Here is a 24,250-nt window from a genome sequence, read left to right on the forward strand (position 1 = left end):
AAACGACCTTTCGGCCGGCGTGGCCGGTGACGGCGCTCAGCGCGGTGGCGCAGGGCGGCCTGCTCTGGATCTTCGTGGCCTGCGTGCTGGCGTGGCAGCCGGGTCGGCGCCGTCGGGCGGCGGGCCGCGGTGGTCGAACAACCGAAGTCGTCGGCCTTCCCGTCCACGCACGCGACGACGGCGGCCGCGTTCACGGTCGCCGTCTCGCTGACCGCGCCCGCGACGGGAGCCGCGATCGCACCGCTGGCCGCCGCGGTGTGTTACAGCAGGCTTCGCACGCGGGCGCACTGGCCGACCGACGTGGACGGCGGCGTCGCGATCGGCGCCGTCGTGGGCGGCCTCGTGCACCGCCGGCTCAGGCGCGGAAGTACGCCCGGAAGGTGGTGCCGTCGTCGCCGGTGTGCAGGCGGACGAGGTCGGCGAGGTGGTTGACGAGCAGCAGCCCGCGTCCGCGCGGCTGGTACGGGCTCGCGGGGTGGCGCCCGGCCAGGGGATCGGTGAGCCGGCCGTGGTCGTGCACCTGGCAGACGAACTCGCCGTCGCCGCCCCAGAACCGGACGGTGCCGGAGCCGCTGCCGTGCTCGACGCTGTTCGACAGCAGTTCGGTGACGACGACCTCGACGTCGGCCACCTGGTCGTCGCTCAGCCCGCAGGCGGCCGCGCGGACGTGGGCCAGCGCGCGGGCGGCCGCGAGGTCGGTGGTGTCCGCGAGTTCGACGGCCCCGTCCGGCACGGGCAGCGGCCGGTCGTACCGGGCGATCAGTTCGAGCGGGTCGTAGGCGGGGCTGGGGCGGCGCCCGGCGCGGTCGAGCAGGACCGGGTGCGTGACCTCGGCGTCGGCGAGGACGTCCGGGGCGAGCGCGTCGGCGTCGTAGGGACAGAGGATGGTCGCGTCCCGGCCGGCGAAGGCGAGGTTGATGAGGGCTTCGTGCTGGGCGCAGGCGGGGTACTCGGCGGCGGAGCGCGCCGCCCAGATCGGTTCGCCGATGATCCGCACCGGCCGGCCGGGGTGGCGGTCGGCGAAGGCGCGCAGCACGCCGGGGATGATCCGCCCGGGGTTGCGCCCGGCCTCGGTCATGTCCAGCAGCAGGACGCGCCCGGCATCGGCGCCGAGTTCGCGGGTGAGCAGCGCGAGGTTGTCCCCGGGGACGGCGACCGCCACCGGCTCGCCTGCCTCGAGGCCGCCCCGGACGAACGGCACGGTGCCGGCCAGGTATTCGGCCGGCCCGCGGTAGAACAACGCGGGGTGCCCGAACGTGCCGGTGCCCGTCTCCGCGGTTGCGCTCAAGCCGCCTCTCCTTCCGCCGGGACGTCACCAGTATGCGTGAAACCCTCACCGGGTCGGGCGAACCCCGGTCACCGGGCGGCCGCTCGCGCCGGCAGGAGCCGGCTGCTGCTCACGTCGTCTCCGCTTCGAAGGTCGCGCCGAGCTCGGCGAACTGTTTCGCGGCGGCCGCAAGAAGGGCGGCGTCGCCGTCGCGGCGGGCTCGGGCGCGGGCCAGGGCCGCTGCCGTCCAGCGGTTGCGGGCCGCGTGGTGCTCGGCGCGGGCGAGGTGGTGTGGCGCGTCCGGGGTGTCGAGGAGCACGGCCAGTTCCGCGGCCACGCCGGCCGCGTAGCCGTTGAAGCGGCCGGGAGTGAATTCGGCGCCGGCTTCGGCGAGTCGTTCCGCCCGGCCGGTGCCCGTGTGCAGGGCGACCCTGGCGCGGACGAACGCGTCCAGCGGGGCCAGGTTGGCCGAATCCGCCGGCGTGGCGACGCCCGCGACGTCCGCCGCGCGGGTGCGCCAGCGGGCCATCGACGGCTCGTCGCCGGACAGGCCGGCCGCCAGCGCCGCCGCGAGCAGCGGAACACCCAGGGTCGCGTTGCGCGGGAGCCGGGTGCGCCACAGCTCTTCGGCGGCCTCGCTCGCTTCGGCGAACCGGCCGGTCAGGGCGAGGGTGGTGACCAGGCCGCTGGTGCCCCAGTACGGGTGGCCGGCCAGCGCCGAGTCGCCGGCCGCGCGCCTGCTCGAGGCCAGCGCGTCGGACAGCGCGCCGGTGGCGACGGCGTAGGTGATCGCGGCCCGGAACGCGTCCAGGACCTCGACTGCGGCGTGCGGGTCGGTGCGGTCCAGTGCCGTGACGAGGGCGAGGCGTTCCTGGGTCGTGCGGTACGCCTGATCCGGACGGCCGGCCAGTGCCTGTGCGGTGCACCGGGCGTCCAGGGCCGCGCTGAGCAGCAGCGGGTCGCCGGCCGCCGCCGCCACGGCCCGCTCGGCCGCCTCGGGGTCGACCGACTGCGGGCCGCTCCCGGACCGCCAGGCGCGCGCCACGGCGACGTCGGCCGCCGGTGCTCCGGCCGCGCCGGCGAGCATCCGGTCCAGTTCGGCGTCGGGGACGGGGTCGGTGACGAAGCCGGCACCGCGGAACCGCTCGGCCAGGACGACGGCACCGGCCAGGCAGGCGGCCCGCGTGCCGGGATCGCCCTCGGCACGCTCGGCGGCGACGAGCAGCAGGTCGAAGTGGTCGCGCGCGTGGGTGAGCAGGTGGGTGCAGCTGCCGGCCCGCGCCAGGTGGGCGGCCGCGGCCGCGGGGGAGGGGGCCCGGTCCGCGGCCGCGCGCCAGTGGGCCACCGCTTCGGCGAGGAAGCCGCGCGCGTAGGCCAGGCGGGCGAGATCCGCGGCCAGGTCGTGGTCCGGGGTCGCGTGAACGCCCGCGAGGCCGCCGGGCCTGTGGTGGCCAGGCTGGTGGTGGCTCGGCTGGTCCGGGGTCGCGAGGTGGCTGGGCTGGTGGTGGCCGGGCTGGTGCGGGGTTGCGAGGTGGCCAGGCTGGTGGTGGCTCGGCTGGTCCGGGGTCGCGAGGTGGCCAGGCTGGTGGTGGCCGGGCTGGTGCGGGGTCGCGAGGTGGCCAGGCTGGTGGTGGCTCGGCTGGTCCGGGGTCGCGAGGTGGCTGGGCCGGTGGTGGCCGGGCTGGTCCAGGCTCGCGAGGCCGCCGGGCGTCGATATGCCCTCCGCGACGCAGGCGCGCAGGTCGTCGGCTATCCGGTCGAACTCGTCGCGCCAGTCGCCGCCGAGGCGGGCGACCAGTTCTCGGGCTCGGCGGGCAGCCCAGGCGTGGTAGCGAACCTCGACCTCCGGCGCCTCCTCCGAAGCCGCCAGCCGTTCGCGGGCGAAGCGGGCGACTCCGTCGAAGAGCGTCCAGGCGCTCGCCTCCCCATGAGCCGTGACCAACGACTTGTCCACCAACCGCCCGAGCAGGTCGGACACCGCGCCGACCGACAGCTCCGGCGACAGGGCCGCCGCGTCGTCCAGTGCGAAGGCGTTGCGGAACCGCGAAATCCGGGCCAGGACCGTGCGTTCCTCCGCACTCAGCAGCCGGTGGCTCCACTCGAGCACCGACCGCAATGACCGGTGCCGCTCCGGGCCGCGGCCGGTCGCCAGCACGCGCAGCGGGTCGTCGGCCAGGCCCGTGCGCAAGGCGTCGACACCCAGCGACGCCACCCGGGCGGCGGCCAGCTCGATGTTCAGCGGTGAGCCGCCCAGCTCGCGGCAGAGCGCGGCGATCGCGGCCGGATCGGCGTCGAACGCGGGATCGACCGCCTTCGCCCGCTCGGTGAAGAGCTCCGCCGCGGCGGGCAGCGGGCCGAGCTGCAGCACCGTCTCGCCGGGCACGCCCAGGCGTTCCCGGCTGGTCGTGAGCACGCTCAACCTCGGGTTCGCCGACGTCAAGGCCGTGATCACCTCGGCGACGTCGTCGGCCACGTGCTCGCAGTTGTCCAGCACCAGCAGGGCCCGGCCGGCCAGCCGCGCGGCGACCGCGTCGGCCAGCGGCTGTTGCGGGTGGGGGAGCACGCCGAGCCCGGCCGCGACCGACTCGAGCACCGAACCCACCCGGCTGGGGACGAGGTTGACGAACGTCGCCCCGTCCGGGAACTGCGGTGACGCCGCTTCCGTCGCGGCCACCGCCAGCCGGGTCTTGCCCATGCCGCCCGGGCCGAGCACCGTCGTCACCCGGCTTTCGGCCACCAGGCGCACCACGGCGTCGCGCTCGGCCACCCGGCCGACGAAGCTCGTCGGCGGCCGCGGCGTTCCCACGACCAGGCCCACCGGGCCGGCCGGCCCGGGAGCCCGTGCGGCCAGTTCCCGGCGGTCACGGGCGTCCAGCTTCCGCAGGAGCGCCGACACGTGGCTCTCGACGGTCCGCACCGACACGTAGAGCCGGTCGGCGATCTCCGCGTTGGTCAGCCGGTCCGCGACGGCCAGCAGGACCTCGCGCTCGCGCGGCGAGATCGTCGGCGCGGTGGGCATGGCCCCGAGTATGCCGCACCGTTGTGGAGCTCCGTGGTGGATCTCCGTGGTGGGTTCCGTGGTCACCACGGATGCCCCCGCACCCGGTCCGGCCCGAAGATCACCACAGAACGAAAACCGACCCGGGAGGAACCCACCATGGTGGTCATCGCGAAGGAAGACGACCTGCGCATCGGCAGCGGGCGGACCGCCCGGTTCGAAGGCGAGGCGTACGGCTCCGGCGTCTCCTTCTTCCACGTCCACAACACCGAAGGCCAGGGACCCGGCGCCCACGTCCACCCGTACTCCGAAACCTGGGTGGTGCTCGCCGGGCGCGCGCTGTTCCGCACCGCCGACGGCGAAGGCCTGGCCGACCAGGGCGACGTCGTAGTGGTCGGCGCCGGTACCGCGCACGCGTTCCGGGCCGTCGGTCCCGAGCCACTGCGGATGATGTGCATCCACGCCTCCCCGCGCATCGAGCAGGACTTCCTCGACGACGACGCGGCCGCGGAAGCCGGCGTCACCTTCTGAAACCCCGAAAGGACTCCGTCATGAACCTCACCCTTACCCGCCCGGCCGTCTCCGCGCGCCTGACCTGCCTCGCCCTCGCCGCGCCCCTGTGGACCACGGTGGCGCTGGCCCAGGCCGCCACCCGGGACGGCTTCGACCTGACCCGGCACCCGCTCAGCGCGCTCGGCACCGGCGGGCTCGGCTGGGTGCAGATCACGAACTTCGTCGTCGCCGGCGTGCTCGTCCTGATCGGCGCTCCCGGCCTCGGTGGTGCGGTCGCGTGGCTGCTGGGCGGCTACGGCGCCGGGATGATCGCGGCCGGGCTCCTCGTCCCGGACCCGGGGGACGGCTTCCCGGCCGGCACGCCCGCCGGTCCGCCCTCGGTGCTGTCGTGGCACGGCGCCGGGCACCTGGCGGCCGGCAGCATCGCCTTCCTCGCCCTCATGGTGGCCTGTTTCGTGCTCGGCCGCAGGTTCGCCCGCGCCGGGAACCGCCGGGACGCCGTGCTGTCCGCCGTCGCGGGGACGGCCCTGCTGCTGGGCAACCTGTGGGCGATGACCGGCGGCCGGGCCGGCACCCTGACCCTCGCCGTCGGGGTGATCACCGCGATGCTGTGGATTTCTGCCGTGGCCGCCCGGTCTCGGTGACCGCTGCGGCCGGGGCGCGCAGGAAGCGTTTCGCCGGTTCCGCTCCGGCGCCGTGCGGTACCACGCTGCCCGGCACGCAGGTGACCGTGATCGTCAGGCCACACCTGGCGCACGGCCCGGGCGACACTTCCGCACCTGCTCGCCTTCGCGCCCGGCGTGGGTAGCCGGGGCTTCCAGCGTCGCGAATGAGTCATCCCGGACGCCGGAGGTCCCCATGGCTCACTCGCGCCCGGCCGGAAACCCGGGCCGCCGCCGCGGGAGCCGGGGTCAGCCGCCGATGCGGGCGCCGACCGCGGCCAGTGCCGTGGTCACCGGCTGGAAGAACGTCACGCCGCCCGTGCGGCAGTCGCCGCTGCCGCCCGAGGTGATGCCGATGGCGCTGCCGTCGGTGGAGAACAGGGAACCGCCGCTGTCGCCGGGCTCCGCGCACACCGTCGTCTGGATCAGGCCGGTGACGCGGCCCTCGGGGTAGTTGACCGTGGCGTCGAGGGCCGTCACGCGGCCGCTGTGCAGGCCCGTCGTGCTGCCCATCCGGGACACCTGCTGGTTGATCGCGGCCGCGGCCGCACGGGCGATCGCCACCGTCCGGCCGCCGCCGGTGTCGACGACGCTGGGGGCGTTCGTGGCGGCGTTGTCGTAGGTCAGCAGCGCGAAGTCGCCGTTGCCCGGGAACGTCGACTGCTTGAGCGTGGCCACCGGCCGCCCGCCCTGGGTGAGCGACCACCGCCGGCCGGCGGCGGCGCAGTGGCCGGCCGTGAGGATGCCGGGACCGCTGTTCGTCGTCACGTTGAAGCCGAGCGAGCAGCGCGCCCCGCCGGCGAAGATCGCGTCGCCGCCTTCGGCGAACAGGCTGAGGACCCCGGGCGTCCGTTCGACGCGGACCGCCTTGCCGCGGGTCGCCGCCAGCAGGCTGTCCCACTTGGCGCCCTGGACCGTGCTGTCGGCGGTGACGACCGTTTCGCCGGTCCGCTCGTCGACCGCCCAGGCCGTGCCGGTGATGGCGGACGCCGAAGCCATCGCCGACGCGTCGCCGCCCGCGGCGTTCGCCTGGGGGAGCGCGATGGCCGCGGTGCCGGCGGCCAGGACGGCGGCGGCCGCGGCCAGGATCTTGCCTCGGCTGATCTTCCTGTGTCGGGAGCGCATGGCGGATGACCTCCGTAGCCGTTGATCCACTTCCTGTAGTGGTTCACGGCCCCGCCGGGCGTCCGGTTCACCCGGCCAGGTCGACCGGACCTTCGCCGGCCCGGCGAGCGGCCGGGCCGGCGAAGTGCGTCCGCTATGGCGCCGTCAGGTCGAACCGCTGGAGGGTGACCGAGCCGCCGAGCGCCTGGGTGGCGTGGTTGAAGACGGCGAACCGGTAACCCATGAAGAACTGCCAGGTGTTGTTCAAGGTGAACGCCGTGCCCAGCGGCGTGAAGTTCACCCCGTCGGTGCTGTAGGAGAACCGGGCCTGGCGGCCGGTGCCGGGACGGATGTCGGCGTTGGCGCGCAACCAGATCTTGCTGCCCGAGAGGGCGGCGCTCGCCACCTCCGTCCCGGTGCCGGTGGTGTTCCAGTTGCCGTCCATGGTCAGGCCGTTGACCATCACCACCCGGTTGCGGCCGCCGTCGCGTTTGACGCCGATCCACGCCGAGGAGTCGCGCAGCATCGCCAGCCCGGTCCGGTCGCCGTCGCGCATCGACGTCAGATCGAGCGTGGCGGTGCCAGTGGAGGTGGGCCCCTGGATCCGCCGGGTCACGGTGTTGCGGGCGGAGTACAGGTCGTTCGTCACCGTCGCCGTCGACAGCTTGAGGCCGTTGCTCACCGAGAACTTCGTGGTGTCGGGGTTGTGGTTCCATTCCCACTGCGGGCTCAGCCCCGGGCCGGGGAAGGTGTCGGTGCCGGTCATCGGCTCGACCTGCCGCGGCGGCGGTGGCAGGTTCGGCTTCGGGTAGGTCGTGCCCCACCGGCCGTTGACCGTCTGGAGCTTCGGCCAGCCGTCGGCCGTCCAGGTGACCGGGGCGAGCGCGGGGACGCGGCCGCCGGGGTAGGCGTCGACGAAGGCCAGGTAGTACCAGTCGCCGTTCTGCGTCTGCACCAGGCCGCCCTGGTGCGGGACTCCGCCGCCGGAGATCGGGCCCGGCAGGTCCAGCAGCACCTGCTGGATGGTGTACGGCCCCCAGGGGCTGCTCGCCTTGAGGATGTACTGGCCGTTGGCCGGGCGGGTCACGAAGATGTAGTAGCTGCCGTTGCGCTTGTAGAACCGGGAGCCTTCGAGCGTGCCGATGTTCGACGGCGTCTGGAAGACCTGCTGCGAGCGGACTTCGGTCTTCCCGTCCTTGGAGAGCTGGGCGACGCTGAGGGTGGTGTTGCCGTAGGCGACGTACATCGTGTCGTCGTCGTCCACGAGCATGCCCGCGTCGTAGTAGCACTTGTCGATCGTGGTGTGCTTCGACCACTGCCCGTCCACCGCGGTGGCGGTGTAGATGTAGGTCTTGGCGAAGTCGATGCAGCCGCCCCAGTAGTACGTGTCGTTGCTGGCGCGGTGGTTGAAGAACGACGCCCAGATGCCGCGGACGTACCCGCGCCCGCCGCTCATGTCGTACTTCGCGCCGAAGTCCAGCTTGGGCACGGAGTGACCGGCGAACTCCCAGTTCACCAGGTCGTAGGACCGCAGGATCGGCGCGCCGGGGGAGTAGTGCATCGTCGAGGCGGAGTAGTAGTAGGCGTTGCCGACGCGGATGATGTCGACGTCGGCGAAGTCCTGCCACAGCACCGGGTTCGTGAAGGTGGTGGGCTGGTTCGGGGTGGTCGTGGTGGTGGGGGTCGTCGGGGTGGTGGGCGTGGTCGGCGTCGTCGGCGTGGACGGGGCCGTGGGCTCGACCCCGCCGGTGCAGAGGGTGCCGTTGAGCCGGAACTCCGACGGGGTCGCGTTGGCCGAGGTGAACGAGCCGTTGAAGCCGAACTCCGCCTTGCCGCCGGTGGGGATGGCCGCGTTGTAGGAGACGTTCTTCGCGCTGACGGTGGCCCCGGACTGGGTGATCGTCGCGTTCCAGTGCTGGCCGACCTGCTGACCGGAGGTGAACAACCAGGTCAGCGTCCACCCGTCGACCGCGTCACCGAGGTTGGTGATCGACACGGACGCGCCGAAGCCGCCCTGCCATTCGGACGTCTTCGTGTAGGTGACCGAGCACCCGGCCGCGGCGTGCGCGGCCGGGGTGGCCACCAGGACCGCGCCGGCGAGGCCGGTCGCGGCGAGCAGGGCCGAGACGGCCGCCCGGGATCGTCGGCGTGACACCACGTCTGTCCTTTCAGCATCAGCAGGGGAGTTCATCGGGGTGAGCAGCCCGGCCTGGCGCCGGCGACGACCGCGGTCGCCGCCGCCAGGGCCGAGCGGGTGTGGACATCGGTTCCCTTCGCGGTGGGGGATCAGGCGGTGAACTGCCACCAGTTGACGTTGAAGAGGTAGCCGCTGCCGCCGGTGAAACGCAGGACCAGGTCCTGCGTGCCGGTGACGCCGCTGACCGGGCAGGACACCGACGTCCACGTCTGCCAGCCGCCGGTGGCGGGCACCGTGCAGCGGCCCACCACCGTGCCGGTGGCACTGCCCAGCCGGACCTCGATCGTGCCGCCGGAGCCCGCCGAGGCGACCCGGGCGGTGAACGTCTTGGCGCCCGCACCGAAGGCGACGTTGCGGACCTTGACGTTGTCGCCGTTCTCGATCCAGCCGATGTTCATGCCGCCTTCGGACGCCGGCTCGGTCTCGATCCCCGCTTCCCGGTTGATGGTTTCCGCTTCCTGCCGGGTGTAGGGGTCGAGCGTGTCGGCCGGCGGCGGCCCGTTCGTGGTCATGGTGATGGTGGGGATGCTGCCGTCGGCGTTGTAGGCGAACTTCTCCACCGAGACCGAGCGGGTGTAGCCGCCCCCGCCCGGCAGAGCGCCGTTGTGGTAGAAGAAGTACGAGCTGCCCTTGTAGTCGATGATCCCCGGGTGGTTGGTGAAACTGCTGCCCTGCGTGGGCATCACCGTGCCGCGGTATGTCCACGGGCCGGTCGGGCCGGGCGCGGTGGAGTAGGCGATGAACTCCGAGCAGCACTTGGCCGCGAACACGTTGTAGTACGTGCCGTTGCGCTTGTAGACCCAGGGGCCTTCTTCGTACAGCGTCGGGCGGTTGCCGCCGTTCGGGCGGGTGCCGAACCCGGCCGTGGTGAGCGGGATCTGGTTGATCCCGCCCGAGTACGACGTCATGTCGGTGTTGAGCCGCACGTACGACAGGTTCGGGTTGCCCCAGTACAGGTACGCCTGGCCGTTGTCGTCGATGAAGACGGTCGGGTCGATCTCGCCGTTTTCGACGAGCGGGCGGCCGATGGCGTCGCGGAACGGCCCGGTGGGGCTGTCCGCGACGCCGACGCCGATGGCCATCCGGCCGGTCGCCCGGTTGACCACCGGGACGTACCAGTAGAACTTGCCGTTGCGTTCGACGGCTTGCCCGGCCCACGCGTCCTGCTTGGCCCAGCTGAACGTCGCGAGGCTCATCGGCGAGCCGTGGTCGGTCCAGTTGACCATGTCCGCCGACGACCAGACCCGCCAGTCCTTCATGGTGAAGTAGGTCGAGCCGTCCTCGTCGTGCCCGGTGTAGAGGTAGACGCGGCCGTTGTGCACCAGCGGGGCCGGGTCGGCGGTGTAGATGTGCTGCACGATCGGGTTGTCGGCGTGCGCGGTGCCGGGCAGGAGCGCCATCGCGCACAGGGCCGCGGTCATCCAGGCGAGTACGCGCTTTCGGTGGTGCACGATGGTCTCCGTTCGTCGCGGGGGATCAGCTCGCGGAGCAGGTGGTGGTGATGCCTTCGGCGCTGCCGGTGCCCTGGAAGCCGAACTCGGTCGACTGCCCGGCCGCGACACTGCCGTTGTAGGAGACGTTGGCCCAGGTGACACTGCCGCTCGTGCCGGTGTTGGTGGCGCTCCAGCCGTTGGTCACGGCCGCGCCGCCGGGCAGGTTCGTCGTCACCCGCCAGCCGGTGAGCCCGGAGCCGCCCGCGGTGACCTTGACCGTGGCCACGAAGCCGCCGTTCCAGGAGTTCAGCGACACCGAGGCGGTGCAGCCGCCCGGGTTCGGCGTGGTCGGCGTCGTGGGCGTGGTCGGGGTCGTCGGCGTGGTGGGGGTGGTCGGCGTCGTCGGGGTGGTGGGCGTGGTCGGGGTGGCCGCGTTCAGCGCGTCGAGGACGCTGTTGTAGGCGGCCTTCTTGTTGCCGTTGCCGTCGAACAGCAGCGGGTTCTCCCCGGTGCGCCAGGAGTCGGTGTCGCGGATGCCCCAGGTCGTGATGCCGGCGCAGCGGGCGACGGCCATGCAGGCGCGGGTGACCGCGGCGTAGGCGTTGGCCTGGTTCGAACCGGAGATGTCGAGCTCGGTGATCTGGACCTCGACACCGAGGTCGGCGAACCGCTGCAGGTTGGCCTGGTAGTCACCGGGCGGGTTGCCGGAGAGGTGGGACTGGAAGCCGACGCAGTCGATCGGGACGCCGCGGGCCTTGAAGTCCTTCACCATGTTGTAGATGCCGGTGCTCTTGGCGTTGACGCCGTCGGTGTTGTAGTCGTTGTAGCAGAGCTTCGCGCCCGGGTCGGCGGCCCGCGCGGCGCGGAAGGCCGCTTCGATCCAGTCGTTGCCGGTGCGCTGCAGGTTCGAGTCGCGGCGCCCGCCGCTACCGCCGTCGGCGAACGCCTCGTTGACGACGTCCCAGGCGTAGATCTTGCCCTTGTAGTGGGTGGCGACCTGGGTGACGTGGTTCATCATGGCCGAGCGCAGGTCGGAGCCTTCCATGCGCTGCGCCCAGCCCGGTTCCTGCTGGTACCACAGCAGCGCGTGCCCGCGCATCCGCTTGCCGTTGCCGGTCGCCTGGTTGAGGATCCGGTCGCCGTTGCCGTAGCTGAACTGCCCGCGGTTGGGCTCGGTGGCGTCCCACTTCATCTCGTTCTCGGCGGTGACCATGTTGAACTCGCGGTTCAGGATGTTCACGTAGGTCGAGTCGCCGAGCTTGCCGGCCGCGACGGCGGCGCCGAAGTACCGGCCGGACTGGGCCGCCGCCGCGCCGAGCGTGGAGGCCGCGCCGTCGGCGGCGTTGGCGAGCACCAGCGAGACCCCGAGCGACGTCGCCAGGAACGCCGAAGCCAGCGCGGCTCGGGAGAATGACCGCGATGTCATCTTCATCTTTCACACCTTCATTCGTGGGCTGCGGGAGTTCGGGTCACGGGCTGGTGCACGTGGCCGGGCCGAGGCTCGCGGTGCCGGGACCGGACACGAGGAACCCGAAGGTCGTCGAGGCACCGGCGCCGAGCGCGCCGTTGTAGGAGACGTTCTGCACGGTCATCGCACCGGTGCCGGTCGCGGTGCCGCCCCAGATCTGGGTGATGCTCTGACCGGCGGGCAGGGCGAACTTCGCGGTCCAGCCCGTGAAGGCCGCGGTGCCGGTGTTGGCGACGGTCACTTCGCCCTGGAAGCCGCCGTTCCAGCTGCCCACGACCCGCGGGGTCGCGGTGCACGCGCCGTCGCCGGTCGGGGGCGGCGGGTCGTCCCCGCCGATGCTGCCCGGGATCGCTTTGAGCGCGTTGTACCAGGTGGTGGCCATCTTGCTGTAGCCGGCCGCGTTGGGGTGGATGCCGTCGGGCAGGTCCGCGATGGCGACCGAGGGGTACATGTCGACCAGGTGCACGCGCTTGCCGGCGGCGGCCTTGGCCCGCATGTCCGGGGCGATCGCCGCGTTGAAGGTGCGGACGGTCTGATCGGCGAACCGGATCGGGATGATGGTGGCGACGAAGACGTCGGCGTTCGGGACCAGGTTCGTGATCCGGTCGACCAGGGCCGACAGCCGCCGCGGCGCGCCGGCCGGATCGCTGCCGTACATGTCGTTGGTGCCGATGTGCAGCAGGATCGTGCGCGGCCGGTAGGTGTTGAGCCAGCCGGTGACGTTCGCGTCGACCTGCGCGATGGTCCAGCCCGGGTGGCCCTCGTGGTTGCGGTCGGGCATGCTCGACGGCCCGTCGGCCAGCGAGCCGACGAAGTCGATCAAGCGCCCGTCGGCCCGCAGTTTCGCGCCGAGGTCGAGGCGGTAGCCGCCGATCGAGCCGCCCTGGGTGATCGAATCCCCGAGCGGCATGATCGGCACCGTGGCGGCCGCCGCGGTGCCGGGAACGACGATCAACGCGGCACAGGCCGCCAGCACGCCGGCGAAGAAGTGGGCGAGTTTCATCGGTGATCCTTCGTGGCCGCGGATCGCGGTAATTGACATTTCGGCTGGTTTCCGAAACTTTCCGTGCCGCCGGGTTCCGGAATTCCCCGGCGGGCGTTAGCGCTAACAGTCGGCGGGCGAAATCCCGGGGTGGCCGGGCGCCTCCGGGTGCCCGGCCACCGGTTCGCCTAGTTCACGCTCGCGGAGAACGAGTTGACCGCGAGGCCGACACCGCCGCTCCACGGCTCGAACCCGGCCTGGATGCTGGTGAGGTACCAGGACCGGTCGACGCGGGTGCGGTTGTCGACGTCGTTGACGAAGTCCAGCACGTTGAACGACCAGCCCGAGAGGGTGGACTGGGCCACGTAGGACACCACGTCGTTGCCGCCGTTGTTGCCCTGCCACACTTCCCAGCCGCGCCCGCCGATGCTGGTGGTGCCGACCCGGCCGCCGACCGGCTGGACCCCGCCGGTGCGGTTGAACCAGATCATGATCTCCATCTGGTTGACCCCGTTGGTCTTCGGCGTCGGGTCGAGCCAGATGTCGTAGGAGGCGTCGAAGACGCCGCCGGCGTAGGTGTAGGAGATCGACGACGGCACGCTGCCGATCCGGCTGAGCTGCCGGGGCAGGGGCGAGCCGGGGGAGCAGTTCGCGTAGTGGCACCCGAGGTAGACCGCCGGGTAGGACAGCGGCGCGCCGCCGCTGGTGGATCCCTGCTGGGTCTGGATCCGGAACCCGCTGCCGGTGACGTTGATGCACTGCTGCGCGCTGCTGCCCCACCGGTTGTTCATCACGACGTACCGGCCGCCGATGGTGGTCGTGCCGTACTGGTCGCAGATCAGGGTGTCCGCGTGCGCGGCCGGGGCGACGGCGACGGGTGCCGCCACGCTCGCCGCGGCGAGCAGAGCCGCGGACAGGGCGTTCCTCAGTTTCATGATCTCCTCCACGTCGTCGTGGCGTTTTCTGGGAGCGCTCTCAGCGTAATCGCCTTTGATATAACCACAGCGGGCGGCCGGAGCAAAGAGGATGGCCGTGATCGATTGACCGAATGCGTTTTCCGGGCCCACGGGCACCGGAAAACGGGCCGGTCAGCCGCCCGCCCGCAGCGTCCATTTCTGGTTCGCCTGCCCGTGGCAGGACCACAGGATCAGCTTGGTCCCGGCCGTGGTGCCCTGTCCGGTCGCGTCGAGGCACCGGCCGGACTGCACCCCGGTGATCGTGCCGTCGGCGTTGACGTTCCACTGCTGGTTGGCCTGACCGGAGCAGGTCCAGATGATCACCGGGGTCCCGTCGGCGGTGCCCTGCCCGGACGCGTCCAGGCACTTGTTCCCCGCGGTCGTCAGCTGCTTGCCGGTGGGCGTCCACGGCGCTCCGGCGCAGTCGGCCAGCTGCACCGGGGTGCCGTCCGCGGTGCTCGGGACGTCCGCGCACCGGCCCGACTGCGTGCCGACGAGCTGCTTCGCCGAGGATTGCCCGGGGGTGCCGATGCTGCCCGGGACCGCCTGCAGGGCCGCGTACCAGACCGCGGCCATCTTGTCGTAGCCGGTGGCCGTCGGGTGGACGCCGTCGATCAGGTCGGCGGCGGTCAGCGCGGCGTGCATGTCCACCAGGTGCACGTGCTTGCCGGCGTTCTGCTTGCTCTGCACCATTCCGGGGATCGTGGCGTTGAACGTGCGGGCCGCCGCCTCCTGCCCGCTGTTGGCGATCGGGATGATCGTCGCGACGAAGACCTCGGCGTCCGGCACCGCCCCCGTGATGTGGTCGACCAGGGCGGACAGGCGGCCCGGTGCGCCCGAGACGTTGTAGTTCTGCAGGATGTCGTTGGTGCCGATGTGCAGCAGGACCGTGTGCGGGCTGCTGGTGCGCAGCCAGCCGGTGATGTTCGCGTCGATCTGGTCGATGCGCCAGCCCGGGTGGCCTTCGTGGTCGTGGTCGCCGAGGGACGCCGGCCCGTTGAACTGCGAGCCGACGAAGTCCACCTGGTACCCGCCCGCGGTGACCCGCTGCCAGAGCCCGATCCGGTACCCGCCCGGCACTTGGGTGCCCTCGGTGATGGAGTCGCCCAGGGGCATGACCCGGACCCCGCCGTTCGATTCGGCGGCGGCGGTGCCCGGCAGCAGGGTGCCGGCCAGGACCGCCACCGCCGCGGCGAGCCACCTGAGCCGTGTTCGCATCTCGTCTCCTCGCTGCTCGGCCGTCACACGCCGGTGATGGTCCACTGGTTGTTCGTGCTGCTGTTGGGCGTCCAGAGGCCCACGCTCGAGCCGGCGGCCGTGCTGCCCATGCCGTCGAGCGCGGTGCCGGTGGCGCGGTTGACGATCTGGTACCGGCCGTTGCCCAGGCCGGTCAGCTTCCACTGCTGGCTGGTGGCGCCGGTCCACGCCGTCTGCGCGCAGGTGGCGCCGTTGGCGGTGTTGCCGCGGCTGTCGGCGACCATCCCGTTGGTGCGGTTGACGATCCGGACGTACCCGCCGCCCGCGTCGGTCAGCTGCCACTGCAGGTTCGTGCTGCCGTCCCAGTTCCACTGCTTGAGCGGGGACCCGGCGGCGACGGTGCCGCCGCTGTCCAGCACGAGACCGGTGGTGACGTTGGCGATCCGGGCCCAGCCGGTCGGCAGGGGACCGGAGCCGGGGGTGGGGATCTGGCCGGAGAAGGTCAGTTTCACCACGTACGCCGGCGCGTCGAACGGCGGGTTGGCCGAGGGCAGCTGGACGCGCAACGCGGAAGCGTCCTGGACGGGGGCGGGCAGGGTGGTGGCGGCCCCGGCGTCCGGACCCAGCAGCTGGGCCGACACGAGGTTGCTCAGGTTGATCCGGCTCGAACTCAGCGTCGTGATCGGGAAGGTGCTCCCGGGCCAGCCCAGCACGGTCGCGTACAGCACCGTGTTGTCCTTGCTGCGGGTGAACCGGACGTCGGTCCGGGTTCCCTCCACCGGCGTGGTGAACGAGCCGCCGCCCATCTTCGTCGGCCCCTCGCCGTAGACCGCCCACGCGCGGGTGCCGTAGACGGATTCGCCGAAGCGCTTGAGGTAGTTGCCGATGCCGAGCAGGATCGTGCGCTGCCCGGACGGGATGGTGCCGTCGGCCATCGGGGCGATGTTCAGCAGCATGGTGCCGTTCTTGCTGACCCGGTCCAGCAGCGAGTGCAGGATGGCCTTCATCGAGTAGTAGCCGATGCCGCTGGTGTAGCACCAGCTGGAGCTGGAGATGCTGTCGTCGGTCATCCAGTAGGGGCTCAGCAGGTCGCCGGGCCCGCCGCGTTCGAAGTCGAAGACCTCCCCGCGGTTGTTGAACCCGTCCTTGTAGGTGGCGACGACGTCCTTGTTCCAGGCCACCGCCTGGTTGTAGTACCGCGACAGGAAGTTCAGCCGCTGCGCCTCGGCGACCTGGGTCAGGTTGAAGTCCTGGTACACGAGGTCGGGCTGGTAGCCGTCGACGACCTCCCGGAGCTTGTCGAACCAGAGCTGGTTCTCCGCCTGCGTGCCGTTCTGGCCGAAGAGGCGGCGCAGCGAGTCGGTGGACTGGGCCGGCACGTGGTCGTAGTAGCCGGTGAAGTGGTACGCGTGGTGCAGCGCGGTCAGCAGCTTCAGGCCCTTCGCGCGGATGGCGTCCGCGTGCAGCCGCAGCAGGTCGAGCTTGGGCCCGGTCTTGACCGAGTTCCACTCGTTGGCGCTGCTGTTCCACATCGAGTAGCCGTCGTGGTGCTCGGCGACCGGGCCGGCGAACTTCGCGCCGGCGTCGGCGAAGAGCTGGGCCCACTCGGCCGGGTCGAAGCTGCCGCCCGCCGACTTGAGCTTCGGCGCGAACTGGACCCAGTTGCCGGCCTTGTCGCGGGCGCCGTTGATGAAGTTCTGGTACGGCCACGCCGACGGGTCGCCGAACACCTGCTTGTGGTGGTTGTTCTCGTTGGACCCGCCGATGTACATGTTGCGCGGGTACCACTCGTTGCCGAACGCCGGGACGCTGAAGACGCCCCAGTGGTAGTAGATGCCGAACTTGGCGTCCTGGAACCACTCCGGCGCGGGCGGGTGCTGGTCGACCGACGACCAGCTCGGCGTGTAGCTGCTCGGGCCTTCGGTGGCCCACCCGGCGGGGACGCGGACCACACCGGCGGCCGCGGCGGCCCCGGCCACCACGATCAGCCGGCGCCGCGACAGCTCGAACGAGGACATGAGGCGACCTTTCAGCTCAGGGACCACTTCTGGTTGTTCGCGCCGGTGCAGCCGGCCAGCTGGACCGGCGTGCCGTTCGCGGTCCCGGCGCCGGTGACGTCGAGGCAGAGTCCGGATTGGACCCCGGTGACCGTCCCGTTCGCGTTGAACGTCCACTGCTGGTTGTTCTGCCCGTTGCAGTTCCAGATGATGACCTTGGTGCCGGGCGTGGTGCCCTTGCCGGAGGCGTCGAGGCAGCGGAGGTTGCCGCCGCTGTAGACGTTCAGCTCGCCGGCGCCGGTGCGCGTCCACGTCTGGTTCGTGCCGCCGTTGCAGTCCCAGATCTGGACCGCGGTGCCGGGCGTGGTGGAGACGCCGTTGACGTCCAGGCACTTGTTCGCGCCGACCGCGTGCACGGCGCCGGTGTTCGTGCTGCCGCCGTTGCCGTACCCGGCCGCGATCACGCTGGCCTGCACCGCGTTCTCGGTGGCGTCGGTCGGGAAACCGCTGGTCACGGCCCCTTCGAAGAATTCGCCGACGCCGGAGACGCTGTTGTCGCCACCGGTGCCCAGCAGGATCGACGGCTCCAGCTTCATCGGCGAGTAGCCGCGCGGCAGGCCGCCCGAGTACGGCGTGGTGAGGCTGCCGCTGGTCGCGTCGCCGTACTTCAGGGTGAAGTTCGTGGTGCCGTTGTTCTTCAGCCACGCGCTGACGAACGGGTGGTGCACCCCGGGGTTGTTCGGATCCTTGTTGGAGCCGGACCCGGTGTGGTACATGCCGTTCTCCAGGTCGGCCTCGACCCACGGGCCGGTGCCGGTGCAGCCGTTGAACCAGCAGGCGGTGCCCCAGTAGATGGCGTTCATGGTGGCGTTGCCGGTGTCGTTGTGGGAGACCTCGCCGCTGCCGTAGTCGAAGCAGCACCACTGGTTGACGTAGTTCGACGAGGTGATCATGTAGATCCCCTCCGGCTGGGCCCCGACCGGCGCGCCCTTGGCGTTGTCGATCCGGTAGCCGACACCCTGGGTGACCTTGATCCCGAACACCGGGTGCCCGCCGACGGTGACCGGCAGGGCCATCGCGTCCGCGCCGATGTCCGACCCGTTCGGGCCGGGGCCCTTCCAGAACCCGCCCCACGAGATCGGCAGGTCGTTGTGGTTGGCGGTCTGGTCGTAGATCTTCGTGACCGTGCATCGGGTGCCGGCGCAGAACGACACCTGCGGGGCCGAGTCCGCGACCCCGCCCGCCGTCAGCAGGCCGACGTCGAGGAACCGCTGGTCCGACGCCCGCTGGATTTGGTACAGCGGGCCGTTGTACGCCCCGAACAGGGCGCGGGTGGTGCTGTGCGCCGTGACGCACGGGGTGCCGCCGGCGGCGTAGAGGTCGCACGCTTCCTGCGTGGCGGCGTGGGCCGCGGCGCCCGTCGCGGCCACCGCGCCGGTCGCCAGGACGGCGGCCGCCACCGCGGCCTGGAGGGTTCTGAGCAGCTTGCGGGAGACCATGGCCGAACTCCTCTGTTCGTCAGCCGAGAGTCCACTTCTGGTTGGTCGCGCCGGTGCAGGTGGCCAGCTGGATCAGCGTGCCGTTCGCGGTCGAGGACCCGGTCACGTCGAGGCACAGCCCGGACTGCACACCGGTGATGCTGCCGTTCGCGTTGACCTGCCACCGCTGGTTGCCCTGGCCGTTGCAGTTCCAGATGACGATCTTGGTGCCGGGGCTGGTTCCCTGGCCGCTGGCGTCGAGGCACCGCGTGCCGGTGTAGACGGTCAGCTCACCGGTGCCGCTGCGGGTCCAGGCCTGGTTGGTACCGCCGTTGCAGTCCCAGAGCTGGACCGCGGTGCCGGGCGTGGTGGAGACGCCGCTGACGTCCAGGCACTTGCCGAGCGCGCGGACCGGGCTCGCGGCCGGCGTGGTGCCGTCGCCGGTGCCGGCGGCGGCGATCACCTGCTGGGCGCCCGACGGCCAGTTCGTGCCGCTGACCTGGACGTTCCCGGTCAGGACGTTGTTGTGCGGCGAACCGGTGGCCACCTGGGTCGCGCCGCCGTTGTACCAGTTCCCGCTGAAGGTGCTGTCGTTGGTGTTGTTGCTGCCGTTGGCGTTGGTGAAGGCCCAGACGCCGGAGTCCTGGATCACGTTGGCCGAGACGCTCACGTACCGGGAGCCTTCGTCGAGGTACAGGCCGACCGTGCGGTTGTTGTCGTAGATGTAGTTGTGGTCGATCGAGCTGCCCGGGTTGGCGGAGAGGTTGTAGATGCTGCCGCCGTCGTGCATCAGCTTCTTCGTGCCGTGCACCCGGTTGTAGCTGACGACGGTGTCCCGCAGCGTGGTCGGCGTCGAGTACACGGGCTGGTAGTCGTACAGGCCGCGGTTGCGGTAGTCCTGGCTGCCGCCCTGGTCGTTGGCACCCCAGCCCCAGCCGACGTCGATGCCGTCGTAGGTCAGGTTCGAGACGTCGTTGTGCGTGATCACGGTGTGCGCCGCGTAGGTCGAGAGGATGCCGGCCATCTCGCGGTAGTCCAGAGCGACCCGGCTCACCGTGTTGTACGAGATGGTGACGTCCTTGTTCAGCATCGCCGGGTTCGACGGGTGGTGGGCGTCGGGACGCACGCCGCCGACGATCACGCCGCCGCCGGAGTTCTCGGTGAAGGTGTTGTGGTCCACGGTGATCGACGACGCGCCCAGGCCGACGCCGGTGGCGTGCGCGTTCGCGTCGTTGCCGATGCCGAGGGCCACCTGGCCGAGGTGGGTGAAGGTGTTGCCGCTGAAGGTGATCCCGGTGGCGGCGGAGACCTGGACCGCGGCCGGCGCCTGGGCCCAGCTGTTGCGGGCGCCTTCGAACTGGCGGCAGCCCGACTGGCAGGAGGTCAGGAAGTCGGCCGGCATCGACGCGGCGGCCGGGAGGAACGTGCCGGTCTGCTGGTTCGCGTACCCGACCGACGTGCTGGGCGTGAGCCAGGTGGTGTGCTCGAAGTTCAGGCCCTTGAAGGCGAGGCCGCGCACCGGGTTGTCGTAGCTGCCGCCGATCTGCAGCAGCGACTGCAGCCGCGGGAGCTCGACGTCGTGGCTGCCGGGGACCCAGCCGCCGGGTGCCTTGTAGTAGAGCTTCCCGGCCGACGGGTCGAGGTACCACTGGCCGGTGTTCTTCAGGAACGAGTAGGAGTTCTCGAGGAACAGCTGGCCGCCGCCGAACGGCTTCGCGAGGGTGTCGTAGCCCCAGTTGTTGTTGTTCCACGCGGGCTGCTGCATGACGATCGACGTCCCGCTGATCCGGTCGACGGGGGAGTACCGGTCGGTGAAGGAGTTCTGGCTCTCCACCTCGATCCGGTTCTGCTGCGGCAGCGTCGCCAGGTAGTTCAGCGCCGGGTTGGTGATGGTCATCCCGCTCGTGGTGAACTGCACGTCGTTGCGGGAGATGGTGATCCCGGCGCGCGGGGCCAGGGCGCCGTCGACGAACAGCTGCCGGGAATCGGCGCCCTGCGGCACGGACGCCACCCAGATGTTCTGGCCGGCGTCCTGCACCGACCAGCCGGTGACCTGCGTGCCGCCGGAGAGGACCGGCTTCTGGCCGGCGGCGGCCTGCCAGGTGACGGTGTGGCCGTTCTGCGCCGAGTCGGCGCTGGTGAACCGCAGCGGCGCGGAGAGCCGGTAGGTGCCGCCGGCGAGCTGCACCACGACGTCGTTGCCGGCCGCCGCCTGGGTGCGCGCCAGCTCCTGGGCCTTCGCCGGGGTGGCCACCGGCTGAGCGGGCGTGCCGGGATTCGTGTCGTTGCCGTCCGGGGCGACGGCGATGGTGACGGTCGCCGCGTGGGCGGACGGGGTGGCGAGCGCGGTCACCACGAGGGCGGTGAGGAGCGCGGCGGCGGTGCGCGACGGCATGACGGGCCTCTCCGGGACGGGGCTGGGCCCAACCGTCCACTGTGTACTCGAACCAGTGTCCGGCGGGCCTGGCCCGGGGCCGGCCGGCCCCCGGTCGACGGCGAACCGGGCAGGATGTGTACGACTCATCCGACACTGCGGAGGTCCGCCGGTTTTCGAAAGTTTCGAGGGTGCTCGGCGGGTTTTCCGTTGTGGTGTCGGTGATCCATGAGAACAGCGCGCCTGCCTGGCGTCAAGCAAGGATCAGGCCCATTGCTCCGTCCCGGTGCCGGTGATGTAATTTTCAGGCCGCCCTGACAAAGATTGACCGGGTGGCGGGTGAGCGAGGTAAGGTGCTGTCCGGAGTTGCTGAGTCATACTCATTGCGTGACCCGTGACGAGGAAGTAGCACCGCCTGTCCCGTACCGCCCCGGCTACGAAGTGGTGGCGGAGCAGATCCTGCGGCTGATCGCCGAACTGGAACTGCGGCCCGGTGACCGGATGCCGACCGAGAACGAGCTGGCGGCGCGGATGGGAACGAGCCGGACCATGGTGCGGGAGGCCGTCAAGATCCTCTCGGCCATCGGCCGGGTGCGAGCGCACAAAGGACGTGGGCTGTATGTCTCCGACGACGAGGGCATGCTCGGCGGGTCCCGCTGGGGCGCGTTCTTCCTGCCCGCCGATCTCGACCACGTCTACATGCTCTTCGAATTCCGCCGGATCCAGGAGACCGCGGCCAGCCGCCTGGCCGCGGCCAACGCCACCCCCGCCGAGCTGCGCTCGATCGAGGCCGCCGCCGAGACCTGCCGGCACGGCCACCTGACCGGGCAGTACTCGCTGTTCGACCGGGGCGACGACGACTTCCACGCCGGGATCGCCGCCGCGTCGCACAACCAGTTCCTCGTCGCGGCCGTGGGCGAGGCCCGCCGCCTGCAACGCCAGTCGAACATCATCGGGATGTCCGGCGCGATCGGCGGGCACGCGGCGGGCGCGGTCGACGAGCACGCCGCGATCTTCCGGGCGATCCGGGACGGCGATCCGGACGCGGCGGCCCACGCCGCCGGCGTCCACCTGGACAACACCCTGGAGGACTACCGCCGGGAGATCCAGCGCCGGCTCTTCGGCCGGTGACCGCACCCGTCGGACATTCCATTGTGGACCTTACTGCTCCCGGGATCTTCCCAGGCCCGGGAGGACGACGACGTCCGTAGACAGAGGGAGCCGTGTGATGCTGAAGAGAGCCCTGTTCGCCTCCGCCGTGATCGGAGCCGTGCTCGCGCTGGGAGTGAGCGGAACCGCGCAGGCCGCCCCGGCCGCCGCGGCCCCGGCCACCGCGGCCGCCGGCACCGCGGGCTGCGGGAAAGCACCCGGGCTGGCGAGCGGCAACCACACGATCTCCAGCGGCGGCCAGAACCGCAGCTACATCCTGCGGGTGCCGGCCAACTACGACAACAACCACTCCTACCGGCTGTTCGTGGGCCTGCACTGGCGGGGCGGCACGATGAACGACGTCGACTCGGGCGGCACCGACGGCTACAACTGGTCCTACTACGGGCTGCGCCGGCTGGCCGACAGCTCCGGCAACAACACGATTTTCGTGGCACCGCAGGGAAACGGCAACGGCTGGGCCAACCCGGGCGGCCAGGACGTCACCTTCATCGACGATCTGCTGCGGCAGGTCGAGGCCGCGTTGTGCGTCGACACCACGCAGGTCTTCGCCGGCGGCTTCAGCTACGGCGGCGCCATGAGCTACGCCCTCGCCTGCGCCCGGCCCACCGTGTTCCGCGCGGTCGCCGTGTACTCCGGGGCGAACCTCAGCGGCTGCAGCGGCGGTACCCAGCCGGTCGCCTACATCGGGATGCACGGCATCGCCGACAACGTCCTGCCCATCGCCTCCGGGCGCTCGCTGCGCGACCAGTTCGTGCGCAACAACGGCTGCACCCCGCAGAACCCGCCGGAGCCCGCCGCCGGCAGCCGGACCCACATCGTCACCGCCTACTCCGGTTGCCGGGCCGGGTACCCGGTCGTCTGGGGCGCCTTCGACGGCGGGCACGACCCGGGTCCGAAGGACGGCGGCGGCAGCGGCTGGCAGACGTGGACCTCGGGCGAGGTGTGGAAGTTCATCACGCAGTTCGGCACCAGCACCCCGCCGACGCCGCCGGTCCAGACCGGCGTGAACTACAAGCTGACGGCCCAGCACAGCAGCAAGCTCGTCGGGATCACCGGCGCCTCGACGGCGGCCGGCGCGCTCATCGAGCAGGAGTCGGCCAACGGCGGGCTCAGCCAGCAGTTCGACTTCGTCGACTCCGGTGACGGCTACTACCGGGTCCGGGCCCGCCACAGCGGGCTGGTGCTCCAGGCGGCGAACGCCAACAGCGGCGCGGACATCAGCCAGCAGGCCGACACCAACGCCACCGCGCAGCAGTGGCGGGTCGTCGACCAGGGCAGCGGCGCGGTGAGCCTGGTCAACCGGCTGAGTGGCCTGGCGCTGGACGTCTGGGGCGTGTCGACCGCCGACGGCGCCCGGATCTCCCAGTGGACGTTCACCGGGAACCCCAACCAGCGGTTCCAGCTCCAGCGTGCCTGAGCCCGTGACCGTCGCCGAACCGTCCGGGTTCCGGCCCACGCTGGCCGATGTCGCGCGGGCGGCCGGGGTGTCCATCGCCACGGCCTCCCGCGTGCTCAACGGCTTCCCGCGGGTGAGCCCGGAACGCCGCAAGCAGGTGGAGTCCGCGATGCTGGCGCTGGGCTACGCCCGGCAGCGGGCGGCGAAGGCGAGCAGCGCGCGGCACACCGGCTCGATCGCCCTGGTGGTGTGCGAGGAAGTGCCGCGGCTGTTCACCGACCCGTACTTCCCGCGGATCGCCGCGGGGGTCGGCCGGGAGCTGACCGCGGTGGGGGTGCAGCTGGTGCTGCTCACCGTGCCGGCGACCGACGACTACCAGTCGCCGGTGGTCCGGTACCTCGACGGCGGGCACGTCGACGGCGCGCTCGTCGTCGGCATGCACGGCCGCCGTCCGCTCGACCTGGACTGGCTCGGCATCCCGGTGGTGTTCGGCGGGAGGCCGGTCCAGGCCGCGGGCCGGGCGGGCCGGCTGCCGTACGTGGACGCCGACAACCAGGGCGGCGCCCGGCTGGCGACCCAGCGGCTGCTCGACGGCGGCCGCCAGACGGTGGCGACCGTGACCGGGCCGCAGGACATGACCGCGGGCGTGGACCGGCTGCTCGGCTACCGGCAGGCGATGATGCGGGCCGGCCGGTACGACGAGACGCTGGTGGTGTGCGGCGACTTCGGCCAGGCGTCCGGCGAGTACGCGACGTCCCGGCTGCTCACCCGCCGTCCCGACGTCGACGGCATCTTCGCGGCCTCGGACATGATGGCGGTCGGGGCGCTGCGCGCGCTTCGCCGCGCGGGCCGGCGGGTGCCCGACGACGTCGCCCTCGTCGGGTTCGACGACCTGCCGATCAGCAGCTGGACCGACCCGCCGCTCACCACCGTGCGCCAGCCGGTGGAGGAGATGGGCGCCCGGATGACCGCCGAGCTGCTGGCGATGATCGACGGCGCGGCCCCGCGCCGGTGCACCGTGCTCGACACCGAGCTGGTGCCGCGGAAGTCGGCCTGAG

The 24,250-nt window shown here is 71.7% G+C and carries 18 protein-coding genes; 6 read left to right on the plus strand and 12 right to left on the minus strand.

All coding sequences use genetic code 11. From position 1 onward, the window contains the following. The first annotated feature begins 129 nt into the window (after positions 1-129). Positions 130-432 carry a phosphatase PAP2 family protein gene (locus H5965_RS35475; protein ID WP_310975269.1) on the plus strand — a complete coding sequence of 101 codons (303 nt, stop codon included), beginning with the start codon at positions 130-132 and terminating at the stop codon, positions 430-432. Here the strand turns inward: H5965_RS35475 and H5965_RS35480 are convergent. Beyond that, positions 356-1,288, minus strand: a complete 933-nt coding sequence (locus tag H5965_RS35480) for a sensor histidine kinase (protein WP_310975271.1) — start codon at positions 1,286-1,288, stop codon at positions 356-358. The genes H5965_RS35475 and H5965_RS35480 overlap by 77 nt on opposite strands. A 109-nt stretch (positions 1,289-1,397) precedes the next feature. Then, positions 1,398-4,286: a LuxR C-terminal-related transcriptional regulator gene (locus tag H5965_RS35485; protein WP_310975273.1), complete on the minus strand. Its 2,889-nt coding sequence runs from the start codon at positions 4,284-4,286 to the stop codon at positions 1,398-1,400. A 138-nt stretch (positions 4,287-4,424) separates the two neighbouring features. Here H5965_RS35485 and H5965_RS35490 point away from each other — a divergent pair, with 138 nt between their 5' ends. Then, a complete protein-coding gene (locus tag H5965_RS35490) occupies positions 4,425-4,796 on the plus strand; it encodes a cupin domain-containing protein (protein WP_310975275.1) in 372 nt (123 codons plus the stop codon). Positions 4,797-4,816: 20 nt separating this feature from the next. Beyond that, positions 4,817-5,422, plus strand: a complete 606-nt coding sequence (locus H5965_RS35495) for a DUF998 domain-containing protein (RefSeq protein WP_310975276.1) — start codon at positions 4,817-4,819, stop codon at positions 5,420-5,422. Positions 5,423-5,689: 267 nt separating this feature from the next. On the opposite strand, the gene H5965_RS35500 is transcribed toward H5965_RS35495, so the two are convergent. From H5965_RS35500 to H5965_RS35545, 10 genes are all read right to left on the minus strand, one after another. Continuing rightward, positions 5,690-6,565: a S1 family peptidase gene (locus H5965_RS35500; protein WP_310975278.1), complete on the minus strand. Its 876-nt coding sequence runs from the start codon at positions 6,563-6,565 to the stop codon at positions 5,690-5,692. Between the two features lie 133 nt (positions 6,566-6,698). Next, positions 6,699-8,702, minus strand: coding sequence for a family 43 glycosylhydrolase (locus H5965_RS35505; RefSeq protein WP_310975279.1), 2,004 nt, complete (start codon positions 8,700-8,702; stop codon positions 6,699-6,701). A 128-nt stretch (positions 8,703-8,830) separates the two neighbouring features. Beyond that, positions 8,831-10,162, minus strand: coding sequence for a glycoside hydrolase family 43 protein (locus tag H5965_RS35510; protein WP_310975752.1), 1,332 nt, complete (start codon positions 10,160-10,162; stop codon positions 8,831-8,833). Between the two features lie 55 nt (positions 10,163-10,217). Continuing rightward, positions 10,218-11,606, minus strand: a complete 1,389-nt coding sequence (locus H5965_RS35515) for an endo-1,4-beta-xylanase (protein WP_310975281.1) — start codon at positions 11,604-11,606, stop codon at positions 10,218-10,220. Positions 11,607-11,643: 37 nt separating this feature from the next. After that, positions 11,644-12,645: a cellulose binding domain-containing protein gene (locus tag H5965_RS35520; protein ID WP_310975282.1), complete on the minus strand. Its 1,002-nt coding sequence runs from the start codon at positions 12,643-12,645 to the stop codon at positions 11,644-11,646. A gap of 167 nt (positions 12,646-12,812) precedes the next feature. Next, a complete protein-coding gene (locus H5965_RS35525; protein WP_310975283.1) occupies positions 12,813-13,559 on the minus strand; it encodes a GH12 family glycosyl hydrolase domain-containing protein in 747 nt (248 codons plus the stop codon). 153 nt (positions 13,560-13,712) lie between these two features. After that, positions 13,713-14,798, minus strand: a complete 1,086-nt coding sequence (locus tag H5965_RS35530) for a ricin-type beta-trefoil lectin domain protein (RefSeq protein WP_310975284.1) — start codon at positions 14,796-14,798, stop codon at positions 13,713-13,715. A gap of 23 nt (positions 14,799-14,821) precedes the next feature. After that, a complete protein-coding gene (locus tag H5965_RS35535; RefSeq protein WP_310975286.1) occupies positions 14,822-16,795 on the minus strand; it encodes an alpha-L-fucosidase in 1,974 nt (657 codons plus the stop codon). Between the two features lie 11 nt (positions 16,796-16,806). Then, positions 16,807-18,273 (minus strand): arabinofuranosidase catalytic domain-containing protein, encoded by a 1,467-nt coding sequence (locus H5965_RS35540; RefSeq protein ID WP_310975287.1) that lies wholly within the window; start codon positions 18,271-18,273, stop codon positions 16,807-16,809. Positions 18,274-18,292: 19 nt separating this feature from the next. After that, complete coding sequence (locus H5965_RS35545; RefSeq protein ID WP_310975288.1) at positions 18,293-20,647, minus strand: ricin-type beta-trefoil lectin domain protein; 2,355 nt, start codon at positions 20,645-20,647, stop codon at positions 18,293-18,295. A gap of 366 nt (positions 20,648-21,013) precedes the next feature. On the opposite strand from H5965_RS35545, the gene H5965_RS35550 reads away from it, so the two are divergent. The 3 genes from H5965_RS35550 to H5965_RS35560 all read left to right on the plus strand — a co-directional run bounded on the left by H5965_RS35550 (position 21,014) and on the right by H5965_RS35560 (position 24,249). Continuing rightward, complete coding sequence (locus tag H5965_RS35550) at positions 21,014-21,757, plus strand: FCD domain-containing protein (RefSeq protein WP_310975289.1); 744 nt, start codon at positions 21,014-21,016, stop codon at positions 21,755-21,757. Positions 21,758-21,854: 97 nt separating this feature from the next. After that, on the plus strand, positions 21,855-23,213 hold the full coding sequence (locus H5965_RS35555; protein ID WP_396136974.1) for an RICIN domain-containing protein: 1,359 nt from the start codon (positions 21,855-21,857) through the stop codon (positions 23,211-23,213). Between the two features lie 4 nt (positions 23,214-23,217). Then, on the plus strand, positions 23,218-24,249 hold the full coding sequence (locus tag H5965_RS35560; RefSeq protein WP_310975753.1) for a LacI family DNA-binding transcriptional regulator: 1,032 nt from the start codon (positions 23,218-23,220) through the stop codon (positions 24,247-24,249). The last annotated feature ends 1 nt before the right edge of the window (position 24,250 follow it).

This window comes from Amycolatopsis sp. 505 (genome assembly GCF_031625235.1).
Lineage (GTDB): Bacteria > Actinomycetota > Actinomycetes > Mycobacteriales > Pseudonocardiaceae > Amycolatopsis.